Source organism: Promicromonospora umidemergens (assembly GCF_024171995.1).
In the GTDB taxonomy this organism is placed as follows: Bacteria; Actinomycetota; Actinomycetes; order Actinomycetales; family Cellulomonadaceae; genus Promicromonospora; species Promicromonospora umidemergens.
The window spans coordinates 96,756-113,415 of the sequence record NZ_JAMTCT010000018.1 but is presented as its reverse complement, the minus strand read 5'-3'; the positions used below and the strand labels follow the sequence as shown (position 1 = coordinate 113,415).

The window sequence follows — 16,660 nt, the reverse complement described above, 5'->3', positions numbered from 1 at the left end:
CACCGAAAGGAGCACACCATGCAGTCTCACCGGAAGGAGCACATGATGAACCGTTCACGTCTGTCCCGCCTCGGATCCACCGCTGCGGCAGTGGCCGTGGTGGCCTCGCTGGCGTCCGGCCCGGCCACGGCCGCGACCGCCCCGGCGGCACCCGCCCCCGCAGCCTCCGAGGACGGCACCGGTTGGTTGCGGCTCGGGCACCTCTCACCCGACACGAAGTCGGTCGACGTGAGCGTCTCCGCGCTCAGCGGCGGAGCGAGCCGGTTCGAGCTGAAGGGAGTCGGCTACGGTGACGTCTCGTCCTACGAGTCGCTGCCCGCCGGGAGCTACACGGTGAGCATGGTCCCGGCCGGCGCGTCCAGCTCGGCCGTGCCAGTCATCTCGGAGACGGTGCGCATCGCACCGAAGGAGGCGACGACCGTCGCGGCGTTCGGGGCCAGCGACGACCTGCAGGTCCGGGCGTTCGCCGACGACCTGACCGAGCCGGGCGCCGACATGGCACGCATCCGCCTCATCCAGGCCTCGACGACCACCCCGCAGGTTGACGTCACGACGACCACCGGTCAGTCGATCGTCGAAGACGCGAAGGCGGGCTCCGCGACCCAGTACGCCGAGATCGAGGCCGGGGACTGGTCGCTCCGGCTTACCGGGCAGGGTGCGCGCGATACCGCGGACATCTCCGTCAAGGCCGGCAGCGTCACCACGCTGTTCGTCCTCGACACCGCCGACGGCGGGCTCACGATCCGCCCGGTGCTCGACAGCTCCTCCGTGGGTGAGGTGCCGCAGGGTGGTGTGGACACCGGCGGCGGTTTCCTCGCGCCCACGTGGACGCTCGGTGACGGCTGGACGGCGGTCACCTGATGCGCCGGGCGGCGCTGTTCGGCGTCGCAGCTGCGTCCGTGGTGGTGGTCAGCGGGGTGGCGGTTCTCGCCGTCGGTTCGCTGACGTCCGGCGGGCACCCCGCGGGACACCACGCGGGACACCACGCGGAGCACCACGCGTCGCCGTCCACCCAGGACGGCAGCGTGCTGCCGTCCGGCGAGATCGATCTGGTTGGTCTGGACCCTTCGGCGCAAGCCGTCTCGTTCCTCGACGAGTGGGTGGACGACGGTCGCGTCGTTCGCCGCGACGAGGGCGGCGACACGGTGAGCGAGGGGCAGGCCTACGGCCTCCTCGCTGCCGTGATCGCTCGCGACGAGGAGTCGTTCGACGAGATCTGGGACTGGACGACGGCGGAGCTGGTTCGCGACGACGGCCTGATGGCGTGGCGATGGGACAAGGGCCAGGTCGTCGACGACGAGCCGGCCTCGGATGCCGATCTCGATGCCGCACGGGCGCTCGTGCTGGCGGGGGACCGGTTCGACCGCCCGGACCTGCGCGAGCATGGGGTCGACCTCGCGACCGTCGTCGCGGATCGGCTGACGGTCGAGACGTCGCTCGGACGCATCCTTCTTCCCGGCCTGTGGGCCGCTGAGCGTGAGCCCTATGCGTACAACCCGAGCTATGCGTCACCCGCGGCCTTCGCCGTTCTGGAAGAGGCGACGGACGACGAGCGCTGGGCCGAGCTCCAGGACGGCAGCGCCGCGGTCACGAGCAAGGTCCTCGACGCTACCGCGCTGCCCCCGGACTGGGCCCAGGTTCATTCCGACGGGCAGATCAACCCCATGCCAGGGCCGCTCGGCCAGGGCGACCCGGTGCAGTACGGCTTCGACGCCCCGCGGACCGTGCTGCGCTACGCCGAGTCGTGCGTCCCGTCGGACGTGAAGCTCGCCGGCAAGACGTTCGCCGTGCTCGACCGTGAGGTCGACATCGCTGCGCGGCTCGACCTGGGCGGTGGCCCGCTCAGCGAGGACCGGTCGCCGTTGAGCTTCACGGCTCGCGCCGCCGCGGCCGCCGCCGCGGGCGACGTGGACGCGAGCCGCGCGGATCTCGACCGCGCCGCTTCGCTGGCCACGGACTACCCGACCTACTACGGGCACGCGTGGGTGATGCTGTCGACCGCGATGCTCACGACCGACGATCTGGGCGGCTGCCCTGCGCTCACTGGTGCGGCGTCGTGACCGGCCGCACCGCCTCGCACCGGCCGCACCGCTTGCTGCGCCGACCCGCCACGGTCGCAGCACTCGTGCTCGCACTACTGCTGGGCGGTTGCGCGACGACCAGTGGAGAGGAGCCCGAGCCGGGCACGTCGGGAAACTCCTCGACCGCGTTGGAGGACTCGTTCGCCGCGGGAGGCCTGCAGGACCCGTCCGAGCAGGACACGTCGGGCTCCGACCCCGAGGCGCCGGAGCGGATTCACATCCCGTCCATCGGCGTGGACTCCGGCTTCGAGAGCCTGGGCATCGGAGAAGGCGGGCGGCTCGACGCGCCGGTCGACTACGACCTCGCTGGTTGGTACGAGGACGGAGTAGTTCCGGGTGAGGTCGGCCCCGCCATCATCGCGGGACACGTGGACTCGCGGACGGCACCCGGGATCTTCGTGCGACTCGAAGACCTCGATCCCGGCGAGGACGTGGTCATCACCATGACCGACGGCACCCGGCTCACGTTCGAGGTCACAGGTGCTACGCGATCGCCGAAAACAGCATTCCCGACCGCCGAGGTGTACAGCAACGTCCCGACACCGGACCTGCGCCTTGTCACCTGTACCGGAAGGTTCGATGCGTCCAGTGGCCACTACGTCGACAACCTCGTCGTCTTCGCGACCCTTCGAGACTGAACGACCCGAGGAAAGGATCAGCATGCACAGGACTTTGGTCATCATCCCGACCTTCAACGAGGTCGAGAACCTCGAGCCGATAGTCGACCGCGTCCTCGCGGCGACCAGCGACGCGGACATCCTCGTCGTCGACGACGCGTCACCGGACGGTACCGGCGAGCTCGGCGACCGGCTCGCGGAGCAGCATCCCGAGGTCAGCGTGCTGCACCGTGCGGAGAAGAACGGGCTCGGTGGTGCGTACCTGTCCGGGTTCTCCTGGGGGCTCGAACGCGGCTACGGGGCGCTGGTCGAGATGGACGCCGACGGATCGCACCAGCCTGAACAGCTGCCGCTGCTGCTGGAACAGCTGACCGACCACGACGTCGTGCTCGGCTCGCGGTGGGTCCCGGGCGGCAGGGTGGAGAACTGGTCACGGCGGCGGGTGCTGCTCAGCCGGGCAGGGAATCGCTATGCGAGGCTCGCCCTGGGAATCGACGTGCGCGACGCCACAGGTGGCTACCGTGCTTTCAGCGCGGCAGCCCTGCGCCGGGTTGACCTCGAGCATGTGGCGTCCCAGGGGTACTGCTTCCAGATCGACCTGCTCTGGCGTGCGTTGGAGAGACAGCTTCGTGTGGTCGAGGTGCCCATCACTTTCGTGGAACGCGTCCGCGGTGAGTCGAAGATGAGCGGCTCGATCGTCGTGGAGTCGCTGGGGCTGGTGACCTGGTGGGGCGTACGGCGTCGCCTCGCCGAGATCGGTGCGCTCCTGCGCCACCGACGCAAGTTGCCGTCCGTACGGGCACTCTCCCATCGGACCCTCCCACCACTGCGGACCCGGTCGGAGTAACAGGCGCGATCGGTCCTGGGTGGCAATAGAGGTGAGGCCCGGCCGAATGCATCGATGACCTCGATGGGAATTCGCTCCAAGCGACTTTGGACCCTGGTTGCTGCTGGGGCTCAACCGCGGCCCAGGTCTGGGCCAGTACGGCGACGTACTGAGCGCCGGTGTACTCGGAGGTTGCTGGCGGCTGCGTCGAGCTCACCCCGTCATCCTTCCCAATCATGATGATGGTAAAGGCGAACACCGGCGGTGAACGTCGCGGCGGGATGAACGGGCCAGGCGGACCTTTGCACAGGGACGCCGCAATCGGCTCGCGGATTTCACGAAGACAAGCCACGGGCCGCTAGGGCGGTCCTTCCTCCGGTCCCGACGGCGAGCGCGAGCCGGACGGTCGGCGCCCAGCTGCGCCACGCGTTCGCACCGCGGGTGCTCGCCTCGCTGGCGCTGTGCTGCCTGGTCTTCGCAGGTGTCCAGTCGGTCCTGACGTACCTGGTGCCGTACCTGGGCGACGTCACAGGTGTCACCGGCCCGGTGGTGGTGGGTGTGCTGTTCGCGTTCGGGGTGGCGACGACGGTGGGCTCCGCAGCGGGATCCCGCTTCGCCGACGCTCACGCCGCGCTCGCCCTGCAGTGTGGGACGAGCGGTCTGACGGTCTCGCTGTTTGCCACCTGGACGCCCACACCCGACTGGACGGGCCGCCCGATCAGCCAGTGGCCCCGCCTCGACGCCGGGCACGACGACGGCCTCGGGCCCGGCAACCCGGATCCCTCGCCCGTACCACCGCACTGCCACTGAACAGCTGCTCCACCTGGAGCCGTGCGGTTTCGGCCCGACGTCCGCCGGGCTCGTCCACCTCATCGACACGGGCAGGCGCGCGAGTTGCCGAGTGGGTCACCTCCAGGTTCCGACGGCGTTGATGGCGGCCTCGACAAGGTCGGCGTCGATTGCGCCGTGCTCGATGGTGCTGCGGTAGTGCAGGGGGCCGATGGCGAGCGCGGCGGCGGACCGCGGGTCGGTGCGCAACGCGATCTCGCCTCGCTTCTCGGCGTCGTCGAGGGCGGCGGCGAGGCGCTCGGCGAGGGCGGACGCGAACCGTTCTCGCCGGGCGTCCATGTTCGTGTCCCACAGTGCCGTGTTCGCGAGGGTGGTGGCCACGGCGCGCACGGCGTCATGCTCGAGCTGGCGCGCCATCTTCGTGAGCTCGGTTCGCATCCAGTCCCGGACGGGGATTGTCGGCGTGCTGAAGAAGGACATGGGGACGGTGGTCATGGCCTCGCTGAGGAGCTGGTCGCTGCGGGGCCAGTGCCGGTAGACGGTGGCGCGGCCGACCCCTGCTCGTTCGGAGACCTGTGCATGCGTGACCGCGGTGGGCCCGTGCTCCAGGAGCAGCTCGCGCGCGGCGTCCAGGATCGCCGCCCTGCTGCGTAGGTACCGCGGATCGGTCTGGGATGCCATGGGCCTACTCTATGAGACATCTTGACTCACAGTCGACAGTGGTGCCACCCTGCATCTATGAGACAAGATGTATCGAAGGCTCTGAGGATCGCGGTCCTCGGAGCAACCGGCGGCACAGGCCGCCACGTCGTGACCACCGCCGTCGAACGTGGCCACGAGGTGACCGCCCTGACCCGCCGGGCGGGCTCGTTCGAATCCCGCCCCCGGCTGGCCGAGGAAATCTGGGCCGATCTCTCCGACGTCGACACGCTGACCAGCGCCCTCACGGGAGCCGACGTCGTGATCAGTGCGCTTGGCGGTGCGAGCAAGGGCCCGACCTCGGTGTGCACGGACGGCATGCGCACGACCGTGGCCGCCATGGCCGCGGCCCACGTGTCGCGACTGATCGTGGTGAGCGCCCACGGCATCCTCGAGACCCATGACCGGTCGCTCTACTCGCTGGCGGCATGGGCCGGCGTCGGCGAGAAGCTGAAGGACAAGGAGACCATGGAGCCCGTGGTCACCGGCTCGGGGCTGGAGTGGACGATCGTGCGCCCGCCGAGCCTGACCGACGCCGCGGCCACCGGTGCGTACCGGGTCGGGACCGCGCTGCCCATCCGGCTGTGGAGCTCTATCGGCAGGGCCGATCTCGCCGCCTTCCTCGTCCACGAAGCCGAGAGCGCCCGGTTCGTCCGCGCTCGCCCGAGGATCCACCGGTGACCGCGCGGTCGGCACCGGAACGACGGGTGGCCGTGGTCACGGGCGCGACCGGCGGGATGGGCCGGGTGATCGCACTGGAGCTCGCCCGCTCGGGAATGCACGTGATCACGGTCGCCCGAGACCCGCGCCGGGCCGCTTCCCTCCGCGACCAGATCGACCGGGAAGTCGGCACCGGCCGGCTCGATGTGGTGCCCGGCGACCTCTCGCGCCGGGACGGAGTGATCGACGCCGCCGCCGCGGTACTTGCCCGCCATTCAGCGGTACACGTCCTGGTGAACAATGCCGGGGCACACTTCAGCGAGCACCAGCTCTCCCCGGACGGGGTGGAACGGCACATCGCCGTCGACTACCTCGCCGCTTACGGACTGACCCTGCACCTCCGGGAGGCGCTGGAGCGCGGCAGGGCACGCGTGGTGAACGTCGTATCGGACGCGTTGCGCGATACCCGGCAGGTGAAGCTGCTCGGCCGCCCGCGCCCTGCCACGGTCAGCACGGACGGGCTCGACGACCTCGGTCAGCTCAACCCCGCCGACGGCTTCGTGCCCTTCCAGGCCTACGCACGGGCCAAGCTGTTGACCGTCATGGCGGGGTACGACCTTGCGCGCACGCTCCAGGACCACGGCGTCACCGTCAACGCGGTACACCCGGGAATCGCCGCGACCAACATCATCGACGACCTCGTACCGCCCGCCCTGCGACCGTTCCGCGGGCTGATCCGCCGGTACATGCTCACCCCCGAAGAGGGCGCCTCGGCTGCGCTCCGGCTGGCCACCGACCCGGCGCTCGCGGGCGTGACCAGCCGATACTTCCTGCGCGACGTCGACACTCGTACCCCGCCGGTCTCCTACGACGCCATCGCGCAACGGCAGCTGCGCGCGACCAGCGACCGCTACTTCCTTCCCGGCCGGCCGAGGTGAACCTCGAGCAGCCGTACGGGCCGTGAGGCGCACGCGGCCGGGGCGCGTTGTCGGCAGCCGCCGCGGCTCAGTTCTGTCGGGTGGGCCGCACCACGATCTCGCCGATCTCGACGTCCCGCGGCTGCTCGATGGCGAACGCGATGGTCCGCGCCACGGCCTCCGGGGCGATGCCGAGCTCCGCCATGTTCCGCTGGACCTCCTCCCGCACCTCCGGGGGCATGTCCATCGAGTCGACGAGCTCGGTGCGCACGTAGCCCGGCGAGACCGAGGTGGTGCGCAGCACCCCGTCCGTCGACTCCTGCCGCAGGCCCTCCAGCAGGGTGCGCACCGCGTTCTTGGTCCCGGCGTAGAGCGCCTGGGTCGGGACGATCTTCAGGCCCGACGTCGAGACCGTGGTCACGAGGTGCCCCTCGCCCTGACGCCGGAACACCGGCAGCGCGGCCGTGATCCCGCTCAGGACGCCGTTCAGGTTGACGTCGATCATGGCCTGCCAGCCGCCGACGTCGAGGTCTCCGATCGGACTGAGCCTGCTGATCCCCGCGTTGCCGACCAGCACGTCGAGCCGGCCGAACTCGTCGACGGCCCGCTGGACGAGGGCCTCGAGGTCCGCGCGCCGCGTCACGTCCACCGCCAGGGCGGTCGCGCGGCCGCCGTCCGCCCGGATCCGACGCACGAGCGCGTCCAGCCGGTCGGTCCGCCGGGCGCCCAGGACGACGCTCGCTCCCCGTTCCGCGAGCAGGACGGCGGTGGCCTCGCCGATGCCGCTGCTCGCACCCGTGATGGCGACGACCTTCCCCTGGATCCCCGTCGTGCTCGTCGCGGTGTTCCCCGTCATGTCGCTGCCTCTCTCTAGCCCCTCGGCGATATAGTGGACACGTGTCCGCTTCTTCGAACGTACCGGACACGTGTCCGTTTGTCGAGAAGCCAGGACGGGAAGCTGCGAACGATGGTCAGGACCGCCCGCAAGGATGCGCTGGAGAACCGCGCCCGGATCGTCGAGGTGGCTCGCCGGGAGATCGCCGCCTCGAGCACCGCGGAGCTCCGGCTGAACGCGATAGCCAAGGAGGCCGGCGTCGGGCAGGGCACGCTCTACCGGCACTTCCCTACGCGGGAGGCGCTGCTGGTGGAGGTCTACCGGCAGGAGGTCGACGACCTGGTCGACCTCGCGCCGAGGCTCCTGGAGACCGCCGAGCCGGTCGACGCGCTCGCCCGGTGGTTCGACCGCGTGGCACAGTACGCCCGCGTGAAGCGCGGCGTGCTGGCCGCCGTCGAGGCGTCGGTCTGGCGGGACCTCACGACGCACAGCCTTGGACCCATCGGTGACGCGATCACCCTGCTGCTCGACGCCGGCCGTGCCGCCGGCCAGATCCGCGACGACGTGGATGCCGGAGACGTCATCGTCCTGATCGGCTACCTCTCCCGGCTGGACGACGACGAGTGGGACCAGCGTGCGCACCGCCCGCTGCACATCATCCTTGACGGCCTACGCCGACGGGGCTCATAGACGTGCCGGAGGAGGTCCAGGCCGCGGTCGTCGACGGCTACGGCCGGGGGGCTTCGGGTGAGGGGACCCCTCCCGGGCACGAGCCGGTAGAAACTCAGGTGCTGGCCGACCCCGGAGGTTCTGATGCTTCGCCACCTAGCCCTGCCCGTCACTGCCGTGTTCGCCCTGACGCTCTCCGCGTGCACGGGCGGTGACGTGCCCGATACCGTCCCGTCCACGCAGGACCCGACGCAGTCCGTGTCGTCACCTGCCCCCACGGCATCCGATGCGAGCCTTACGCCCGAGCCTTCGTCGCCTGAGCCCGAGCCGCTCCGCGCGGCCGACGGTGAACGGTACAAGGCCTGCGCCGATGGGGCGTGCGAGGTGATCGTGACGGTGGGGACGACGTTCGCGCTGGACCCCGCCGTCGCCGGCGGCATGGATGCGTTCGAGATCACCGAGATCGACGAAGACGGTGCGGGTGCGGACTTCGACGGCCCGGGCCAGAACATCCACGCCTTCGCCTCGGCCGGTGCGGGCTCGTTCGTCGCGAACGGTCTGCCCTACACGGTCGTCGAGGTGCAGGACGACCAGGCGGTGATCCGCCTCGGCGACTGACGAACGACCCGCCATACCCTTTGGCTCATGACGGCTCGATCCGCACCCGAGCCTCGTGTCTCCGGCTGCCAGTAGTGATCTCGGTATGCCGAGGAACGTTCAGAGACGCCGGCGACCTCTATCTCATCCGCTCCGGAGGACCTGGCGCACCCCGCGCACCCCGCACGCCCGCTGGGATGGTGGCCGTGCGCTGGTTGTTCGGATGCTCGCGGGCAACGGTCAGACTGTCCCGGCGAAGTCCATGACCGAGGGTGTCAACTTGATGTCGGCAGGCCCGGAGATTTCCGGATCTCCGGGCCTGGGTCATGCCTTGTCCGTCAGCAACGCGGTCCAGCTCTCGGTGAGGACTGCGAGCACGACGTCGAGCGACGCGTCCCACACGCCTGGCCGCCAGTGCCGGGCCGCATGGTCCAGCTGGGCCATCGCGAGCACGCCACGGAGCCGCCTTGTCTCGGGCGAGAACCGGCCGGCGGCGTCCAGCCCGTCGGCGATGTCGCCGATCGGCTCCTCGAACCATTCGTCCATCAGCGTGCGTAGTGCCGGGTCGGTGACAGCCGACTCGAAGGCGGCGTTCGTATAGGGCCGGATGATGTCCCATCGGCCGGCGGTCTCGCGTAGCCATGCCCGGATCCCCTCGGGTGTGCCCTCCGTGACGACCGTGACGAGCGCGCTGGCGGTCGAGCCATGAGTGGGGGACGCCGTGCGGTCGAGCAGCTCATTGAGCTCGTCGATGAGCGCGCGCATGAGGTCGGCCTTCGAGGGGAAGTGCGCGTAGAACGTCACGCGCGTCGTGCCGGCGGCGGACGCGATCTCGTCGATGGTCGTCCTCGCGTAGCTCTGCTGCGTGAAGAGCTCGAGCGCCTTACCGAGCAGCAGCTTGCGCGTCATCGCCTTCTGCGCCGCGCGAAGCCCGGCCATCAGCGTCCCCCTGTGCACGTCATGCGCTCAGCCTACTGTCCTGACATATCGATAACTGAGTGACTCTAATGACCAGTGACTTGACGCACTGTAAAGCGTGTGGCACGGTTCGAGGCATGTCGAGGGCGACTCGGGTCGCGCTTGGCACAGCTGTCCCTCGCCGTGCACAGCCGGCGCCGCTCATCCCCTGGGAGAAGCAAGCGATGACGCTTTCCAGCTCTGCGGACAACCCGCACGTCAACACGGTCCTCGGTCCTGTTCCCCCGGACGAGCTGGGGGTGGTCGCGATCCACGAGACCCTGCTCTCGGTGGTGCCGGGGGCCGAGCACGCGTTCGACCTGGCGGTCGACCGCGCCCAGGTCTTCGAGTCCGTCGCCGCGAAGCTGCGGGACTTCCGTGAGCAGGGCGGCGGCACCGTCGTCGACAGCTCGGGCATGTTCCACGGCCGTGACGTGCCGCTGTACGAGGCCCTGTCGCGGTCGACCGGCGTGCACGTCGTCGCCTCGACGGGCATGGGGCCGGAGGGGATGCTCGGTGGCTACTTTCTGACCCCGCAGACCAACCCGCCCACGCCCTGGCCCGCCGAGAGGTTCGCCGACCTGTTCGCCCTGGAGCTCACGGCGGGCATGGTGGTCCCGCGTGTCGAGCGCCGCGGCACGGCGGGGCTGGTCGCCACCGCTGCGACCCGCTCGGGCATGACCGCAACGGACGAGAGCCTGTTCCGCGGGGCCGCGCATGCCGCGGTGAGCACCGGGACGCCGCTGTCGATCCGCTACGGGAACGACGCCGTGAGCGACCTCGAGGTGGCGTGCACGGCGGGGCTGCCGGCCGGCCGCGTCGTGGTCGGCGGGCTCGATCGCGCGGACGCGGTCGCCAGTGCCGCCGCCCTCGAGGTGGCCCGCCGCGGCGCCTATGTCGGTGTCGACCACGTCGGAGCCCAGGACGACGTCCATGTCGCAGACGCCGAGCGTGTGGCCCTGGTGATCCAGCTCGTCGAGGCAGGGTTCGGCAACCGTGTGCTGCTGTCCAGCAGCGCGACGGGCGTCGCCGTCGGCCATCCCGGCAACGACGTGCCGTTCGCCGCGGTCCTGGCGACGTTCGTCCCCCTGCTGCGGGCCCACGGCCTCGGAGACGACGACGTGCGGCAGATCCTCGTCGACAACCCGGCGGGCCTCCTGTCGGTACGCCCGCCCGACCGTGCCTGACCCCGTGACCACGAACCACGAACGACGAAGAAGGTGAGTGTTGTGTCCAGAGTGAACACCGTCCTCGGCCCGGTCGCGGCCGAGGAGCTGGGAGTCGTGGCCGTGCACGAGCACATCGGGTACGGCATGCCCGGGTCCGAGCTGGACTCGAGATGGTGGAAGACACCGGAGGAGCGGTATGAGGAGACCGTCCCGAAGCTGCGCCGGTTCCACGAGCACGGACGCCCTTACGGCGGCGGCACCTTCGTCGACGCGACCGGCATCTGCAACGGGCGCGACGTCGACTACTACCGGTCGCTGTCCACGAAGACGGGAGTGCACATCGTGGCCTGCACGGGGTTCGTCGGTGGCGACACCGCGCTCCCGTTCTTCTCCCGGGCGAGCGTCGAGTACCTGGCGGATCAGTTCGTCCACGAGATCACCGTCGGCATCGGTGGCACCGGCGCCCGTGCCGGCGTCATCAAGGTCGGGGTGAGCCGCGGAGGGCGCATGACCGACCTGGACAAGCGGATCTACCGCGCGGCCGCGCGAGCCGCCCTGTCCACGGGCGTGCCGGTCCTGACCCACCTGGCGATCGATGCCGAGAACGCGATAGCGATCTTCCGTGAGGAAGCGCTCCCGCTGGACCGCGTCCTCTTCGGGCACGCCGACGACGGCGTCAACGCCGCCAAGACCCGCGACACCTGGATCGCCGAGCAGGGCGGCCGGGTCGGCTTCGACACGTTCGGCTACGAGACCGAGCTCGACGACCCGCCCTTCTGGGCCCGGCCGCGCAAGGAGCGCCTGGAGCACTTCCTCCGGTTCGTCGAGCGCCACCCGGGCTCCGCGCTCGCCTCGGCCGACGCCAACTGCAGCCCGCTGGGCTGGCCCGGAGTCAAGGGCCACACCGTCAACTACATCTTCGAGGACCTCATGCCGGACCTCCGCGCCGCCGGCGTGGACGAGGCAACGATCACGCGGCTCTTCGTGGACGACCCCGCCGACTTCCTGTCGATCCACGACTGAGGCCCGACCGCACATCCTTACCGGCGCAGCGGTGCGCCCCCCGCAGAAAGAGAATCACGATGGACACCTCTGACCTGAAGTCGCTCGACGTCGCCATCATCGGCGCCGGATACGCCGGTGCCGCGGCAGCCAAGGCCCTGAACCTGCTCGGGGCGAACGTCACCGTGTACGAGCAGGCGCGTCAGATCCGGGAGGTCGGGGCGGGCATCGGCCTGCGGCCCTCCACCATGGACCGGTTCCGGCAGTGGGGAACCTTCGACGATATCGCCGCGGTGAGCTCGCCCAGCGACTACTTCGAGATCCTCACCGCCACCGGAGAACCCATCATGAAGGAGGAGTGGCCGGGGGCCGGCGAGCACGGCGTCCGGACCCACCTCATCCACCGCGGCGACTTCATCGAGGCGCTGCTCGGCGTGCTGCCCGATGGCATGGTGCGCCTCGGCCACCGGGTCACCGGCGTCACGGACGACGGCGGGCGCGCGACGGTCACCTTCGCCGACGGCGGGACGGTGACCGCCGACCTCGTGATCGGCGCCGACGGCATCCGGTCCGTGGTTCGCGAGCAGCTGTTCAGCGACAAGGGCCCCATCTTTTCTGGCGAGCATGCCTACCGCGCGGTGATCTCGGCCGACGCCGCGTACGGCATGGCAGTGGACGACAACCTGCGGATGTACATCGGCCGGGGCACGAAGGTCTATCTCCTGCCGCTGCGCCATCGCAACCAGGTGTCGTTCGACATCACGACCCGGTGCGAGGACAGCACCTGGGCACCGAGCGTCACCACGGACGAGCTCGTGGCGTGCCTGGACGGCTTCGACGAGCGCATCGTGAACATCGCGCGTGACCTCGACCTGGACACCGCGAACGTCCGCGCGGTCTACGACATCGATCCCATCGACACGTGGCACTCGGACGCCGTCGTGCTCCTTGGCGACGCGGCGCACTCGATGCTGCACCACCAGGGCCAGGGCGCGAACTCGGCGATCCTGGACGCCGGCGGCCTCGCCGACGCGCTGCAGGAGGCGGGCTCGGTCGCGGAGGCGCTGGCTCAGTACCAGGCCATGCGCAAGCCGGTCACCGACGAGCTGCAGCGCATCTCGCGCCAGGGCTGGGACGAGAACGAGGTCGACGAGGTCTTTCCCGGGCAGCAGGCCGGCGCGCCTACGGCCACCACCTCGACCTCGACCGGAGGGAGCTGAACCCATGGCACTGCATCCTCAGATCGCCGAGGTCCTGCGCACCCTGCCCGCCCCGCCCGACGGCCCGCTGGACCCGGTGGCGATGCGCGCGGCCGAGGAGTCACAGGTGACGCCGCTCGACGAGCGGCTGCCGCTGAACTTGGTCCTGGACACCACGGCTCGAACGACGTCAGGCGACGTGCCGGTGCGGATCTATCGGCCGACCGACACCGAGACCTCCGGCGTGATCGTCTACCTCCACGGCGGGGCGTTCTTCCTCGGCAGCCTCGAGACCCACGACCACGTGGCGCGGGCCCTGGCCAAGGAATCGGGCCTCACCGTCGTCGCGGTCGGCTACCGGTTGGCGCCGGAGTCGGTCTTCCCTGCCGGCCTGCAGGACTGCTGTGCCGTGCTGCGATGGGTAGCCGACGGCCACGCCAACGGCGGCGTCGTCCGCTGGGACGGCGCGACGCTCGCCGTCGTCGGCGACAGCTCCGGTGGTACCTACGCCGCCGCCGTCGCCGCCATGGCGCACGACGACGGGTTCGACCGGATCACCCATCAGGTCCTGTTCTACCCCTCGCTCGATCTGGACCTCGACGTGGACCGGTACGCCTCCCTGCGGGAGAACGCCGTCGGGTACGGCATGGAGACGGCGGGACTGAAGCCGTTCAACGCGTTCTACCTCGACAGCGGGGCCGACCCGGCCGACCCGCTGGTCTCACCGATCAAGCGGACGGATCTGACCGGGCTGCCGCCCGCACTGATCATCACGGCCGAGCACGACCCGCTGCGGGACGAGGGCGAGCTCTACGGCACGCGGCTGCGCGAGGCGGGTGTGGAGGTCACGGTCAGCCGGTACGCGGGCGCAGGGCACGGCTTCGTGCAGCACTTCTCGTGGATCCCCGACTACCACCGGGCGATCGAGGAGGCGGGCGAGTTCCTGTGCTGAACGAGGTAGCCGTCCATCCGCTGATCTCGCCGTGGGGCCGGTTCGGGCTCTACAGCTTCCTGATCGACGCGCCGGAGCTCGCCGTCGTCGACACCGGGATCGCCTCCTCGCCTGCCGAGGGCATGATCCCGGCGCTCGAGGCCCTGGGCAGACGCATCGAGGACGTCCGCTGGATCCTGCTGACCCACGGTCACATCGACCATCTGGGCGGCGCACACGCCCTCTGGGAGCTCACGGGCCGACGGGCCAAGGTGGTGCTGCACGAGGCCGACTCCCACCTGCTGCGCTCGCGACGGGCGCACGTGGAGCAGTACCTCGGCGTGCGCGGGCGCTACTTGCGGGAGCCGGACGGCGAGGCGAGGCAGCTCGCGGCCGCACAGACGGTCATCTCGGGCGAGATGGAGCCGTCGGTGCTGGTCACCGGTGGCGAGACGCTGTCGCTCGGGGGAGGCGTGTCCGTCTCCGTGCACCACGTGCCAGGGCACACGGCCGGCTCGGTGGCGTATGTCGTGGACGGCCAGGACGACGCGTTCGTGGGTGACGCCGTGCAGGTGCACGGCGCCGCCAACGGGTTTCCCGGCTACGAGGCCCCGGACGCGTACCGGTCCAGCCTTCGGTACCTGCGCGACGTCGTCCGCCCGCGGCGCCTGTACCTGGGCCACCCGTACCGGACGACGGACGGCGTGCCGTACGGCGTCGAGCTCGGCCGGGCGCAGGCCCAGGCGGCGCTGCAGGAGAGCCTCGACGTCGAGGCACGCGTGCGGCAGGCGGCCTACCGCTGCCTCGCGGACGACGCAGCGCCCGACGGCTCCGCGTACGCGCCGTTCGCCCGGGCCGCTCAGGAGCTCGGCTACGCGGGGGACCCGACGCTGGAGCCGTCCCCCTTCTTCACCACGCTGCACGGCTACCTGCGGTTGCAAGGACCACAGCGACCGCCACGACAAGGAGCGATGTACCCATGACCGACTACCGGACGCTGGACGCCGGCGGACAGGAGATCGCGGTTCGTAAGGACCTACGGGTCCCGATGCGCGACGGCGTCACGCTGGTCGCCGACGCGTACAGCGGCGTCGAGGACAAGCCACGACCCGCCCTCGTGGCCCTGAGCCCGTACGGCAAGGAGCTGCAGGCCCTCGCTCTTACTATGCCGCCGCAGCGCCGGCCCAGCCCGATGTGGGACGGCTGCATCGAGGCGGGCGATATCGGGCGCGTCGTCGCGGAGGACTACGTCCACGTCATCGGCGACCTCCGCGGCTCCGGCGGGTCCGAGGGTGAGCACATCGGCAACTACAACGCCGGCGGCGTCTCGCTGGGCCAGGACGCGTACGACGTCATCGAGTGGGTCGCCGCGCAGCCCTGGTGCGACGGCAACGTCGGCATGATCGGCATCTCGTACTTCGGTTCCATGCAGGTGCTGGCAGCCGCCGAGCGGCCGCCACATCTCAAGGCGATCTTCGTCAGCGGCGGCCACTACGACTTCTACGAGACCACCTACCACGGCGGCGTCATGTGGTTCATGCCCCGTGCGGCTCGCGAGGGGCGTGGTGGGGACTCCGGCTGGGCGTTCACCGACCGGGTCAGGTCGCGGATGCTGGAGACGTACTCGCCGGAGGAGATCAAAGAGCGGGTCGCCGCGCGCCTGGCCGATCCCGACGTCGCCGCGTGGCCGAACCTCGTGCACGTGCTGAACTACCCGACGAACCACGAGGCGTGGTTCGACATCGTGCTGAACGAGCTCGACGGCGACTGGTACGAGGAACGCAACCCGATCAACCTCGCCAAGAACATCGAGATCCCCGTCTACCTGCAGATCGACCAGGGTCGTGGTTGGACCGTCGATGGGCACGTCGAGCTGTTCGAGAATCTCCGCGGACCCAAGCGGCTGGACATCGGCTCCTACCCCCCGATGCAGTCCCGCCCCTGGGTCGAGGAGCACGACAAGATGTTCCGCTGGTACGAGTACTGGCTCAAGGGCGTCGACAACGGTGCGATGGACGAGCCGGCGGTGAGCGTCTTCGTGGAGGGCTCGCGCGAGGTGGTCACGGCAGACCAGTGGCCGCCCAAAGAAGTGGAGTACCGGCCGCTCTACCTGCGCCCGCACGCCAAGCTGTCGGCCGAGCCGGAGCCCATGGGCACGGCGCACGCGGCACCCGACGGCTTCTTCCAGGCTCCGCTCACGGTCACGGACAAGGTCGAGATCCTGCGCTGGAGCACCGCCCCGTTCGAGGAGCCGGCCGAGCTGATCGGCTCTGGCGCCGCTCACCTCTTCGTGGCGATCGACCAGGACGACACCAACTTCATCCTGCGGCTGTGGGACGAGGCGCCCGGGGGGTCGCGACAGCTGATCACGAGCGGATACCTCAAGGCCTCGCACCGCGAGCTCGACGAGGACCGGTCCAGCGAGGGCCATCCGTACCATCCGCACACCCGGGCCGTCCCGGTCGAGCCGGGAGAGATCGAGGAGTACGTGCTGCGTCTGTACCCGTTCGCCGCGACGTTTCTGCAGGGCCACCGGCTGACGGCGGAGCTGTCCAACGCTGAGCCGCTGGCCGACGAGCACAACGCCCTGCTGCCGCCGGACGCCTTCCACCTGCCGGTGGGTCGTCCCGTGACGCACACGGTCTACCGTGACGCGGCCCGTCCGTCGCGGCTCGTCCTGCCGTTCACCACGACCGCACGGGGGCGATGATC

18 protein-coding genes are annotated in these 16,660 nt (G+C 70.3%); 15 read left to right on the top strand and 3 right to left on the bottom strand.

The genetic code is table 11. The features are described 5' to 3' along the window. Positions 1-45 precede the first annotated feature (45 nt). From APR04_RS23130 to APR04_RS23110, 5 genes are all read left to right on the top strand, one after another. Positions 46-861, top strand: coding sequence for a DUF4397 domain-containing protein (locus APR04_RS23130; protein ID WP_253874853.1), 816 nt, complete (start codon positions 46-48; stop codon positions 859-861). Then, complete coding sequence (locus tag APR04_RS23125; RefSeq protein WP_253874851.1) at positions 861-2,060, top strand: family 8 glycosyl hydrolase; 1,200 nt, start codon at positions 861-863, stop codon at positions 2,058-2,060. Before APR04_RS23130 ends, APR04_RS23125 begins: the two co-directional genes overlap by 1 nt. Further along, positions 2,057-2,719, top strand: coding sequence for a sortase domain-containing protein (locus APR04_RS23120; protein ID WP_253874849.1), 663 nt, complete (start codon positions 2,057-2,059; stop codon positions 2,717-2,719). Before APR04_RS23125 ends, APR04_RS23120 begins: the two co-directional genes overlap by 4 nt. Before the next feature lie 22 nt (positions 2,720-2,741). After that, positions 2,742-3,545, top strand: coding sequence for a polyprenol monophosphomannose synthase (locus APR04_RS23115; RefSeq protein ID WP_253874847.1), 804 nt, complete (start codon positions 2,742-2,744; stop codon positions 3,543-3,545). Positions 3,546-3,965: 420 nt separating this feature from the next. After that, the gene (locus tag APR04_RS23110) at positions 3,966-4,334 is read left to right on the top strand and encodes an MFS transporter (RefSeq protein ID WP_253874845.1); all 369 of its coding nucleotides are present in this window, start codon (positions 3,966-3,968) and stop codon (positions 4,332-4,334) included. Positions 4,335-4,430: 96 nt separating this feature from the next. Here APR04_RS23110 and APR04_RS23105 read toward each other — a convergent pair whose 3' ends face one another. Continuing rightward, positions 4,431-4,994 carry a TetR/AcrR family transcriptional regulator gene (locus APR04_RS23105; protein WP_253874843.1) on the bottom strand — a complete coding sequence of 188 codons (564 nt, stop codon included), beginning with the start codon at positions 4,992-4,994 and terminating at the stop codon, positions 4,431-4,433. Positions 4,995-5,051: 57 nt separating this feature from the next. On the opposite strand from APR04_RS23105, the gene APR04_RS23100 reads away from it, so the two are divergent. Next, on the top strand, positions 5,052-5,693 hold the full coding sequence (locus APR04_RS23100) for an NAD(P)-dependent oxidoreductase (protein WP_253874841.1): 642 nt from the start codon (positions 5,052-5,054) through the stop codon (positions 5,691-5,693). Further along, positions 5,690-6,610, top strand: coding sequence for an SDR family NAD(P)-dependent oxidoreductase (locus APR04_RS23095; RefSeq protein WP_253874833.1), 921 nt, complete (start codon positions 5,690-5,692; stop codon positions 6,608-6,610). The genes APR04_RS23100 and APR04_RS23095 overlap by 4 nt, the downstream gene beginning before the upstream one ends. 67 nt (positions 6,611-6,677) lie before the next feature. On the opposite strand, the gene APR04_RS23090 is transcribed toward APR04_RS23095, so the two are convergent. Next, positions 6,678-7,445: an SDR family oxidoreductase gene (locus APR04_RS23090; protein WP_253874830.1), complete on the bottom strand. Its 768-nt coding sequence runs from the start codon at positions 7,443-7,445 to the stop codon at positions 6,678-6,680. Positions 7,446-7,556: 111 nt separating this feature from the next. On the opposite strand from APR04_RS23090, the gene APR04_RS23085 reads away from it, so the two are divergent. Beyond that, on the top strand, positions 7,557-8,114 hold the full coding sequence (locus APR04_RS23085; RefSeq protein ID WP_253874828.1) for a TetR/AcrR family transcriptional regulator: 558 nt from the start codon (positions 7,557-7,559) through the stop codon (positions 8,112-8,114). Positions 8,115-8,237: 123 nt separating this feature from the next. Then, on the top strand, positions 8,238-8,711 hold the full coding sequence (locus tag APR04_RS23080) for a hypothetical protein (RefSeq protein ID WP_253874826.1): 474 nt from the start codon (positions 8,238-8,240) through the stop codon (positions 8,709-8,711). Positions 8,712-9,014: 303 nt separating this feature from the next. Here the strand turns inward: APR04_RS23080 and APR04_RS23075 are convergent, their stop codons facing one another. Beyond that, a complete protein-coding gene (locus APR04_RS23075; protein WP_253874824.1) occupies positions 9,015-9,629 on the bottom strand; it encodes a TetR/AcrR family transcriptional regulator in 615 nt (204 codons plus the stop codon). Between the two features lie 203 nt (positions 9,630-9,832). Here APR04_RS23075 and APR04_RS23070 point away from each other — a divergent pair, with 203 nt between their 5' ends. The 6 genes from APR04_RS23070 to APR04_RS23045 are packed head-to-tail and all read left to right on the top strand — an operon-like array spanning position 9,833 to position 16,658. Further along, a complete protein-coding gene (locus tag APR04_RS23070; protein ID WP_253874822.1) occupies positions 9,833-10,834 on the top strand; it encodes a phosphotriesterase family protein in 1,002 nt (333 codons plus the stop codon). A gap of 42 nt (positions 10,835-10,876) precedes the next feature. Further along, the gene (locus tag APR04_RS23065) at positions 10,877-11,839 is read left to right on the top strand and encodes a phosphotriesterase family protein (protein ID WP_253874820.1); all 963 of its coding nucleotides are present in this window, start codon (positions 10,877-10,879) and stop codon (positions 11,837-11,839) included. Between the two features lie 59 nt (positions 11,840-11,898). Next, on the top strand, positions 11,899-13,038 hold the full coding sequence (locus APR04_RS23060) for an FAD-dependent oxidoreductase (RefSeq protein ID WP_253874818.1): 1,140 nt from the start codon (positions 11,899-11,901) through the stop codon (positions 13,036-13,038). Positions 13,039-13,042: 4 nt separating this feature from the next. Beyond that, the gene (locus APR04_RS23055; RefSeq protein WP_253874814.1) at positions 13,043-13,969 is read left to right on the top strand and encodes an alpha/beta hydrolase; all 927 of its coding nucleotides are present in this window, start codon (positions 13,043-13,045) and stop codon (positions 13,967-13,969) included. Next, positions 13,963-14,931: an MBL fold metallo-hydrolase gene (locus tag APR04_RS23050; protein ID WP_253874807.1), complete on the top strand. Its 969-nt coding sequence runs from the start codon at positions 13,963-13,965 to the stop codon at positions 14,929-14,931. Before APR04_RS23055 ends, APR04_RS23050 begins: the two co-directional genes overlap by 7 nt. After that, complete coding sequence (locus APR04_RS23045; RefSeq protein WP_253874805.1) at positions 14,928-16,658, top strand: CocE/NonD family hydrolase; 1,731 nt, start codon at positions 14,928-14,930, stop codon at positions 16,656-16,658. The genes APR04_RS23050 and APR04_RS23045 overlap by 4 nt, the downstream gene beginning before the upstream one ends. The last annotated feature ends 2 nt before the right edge of the window (positions 16,659-16,660 follow it).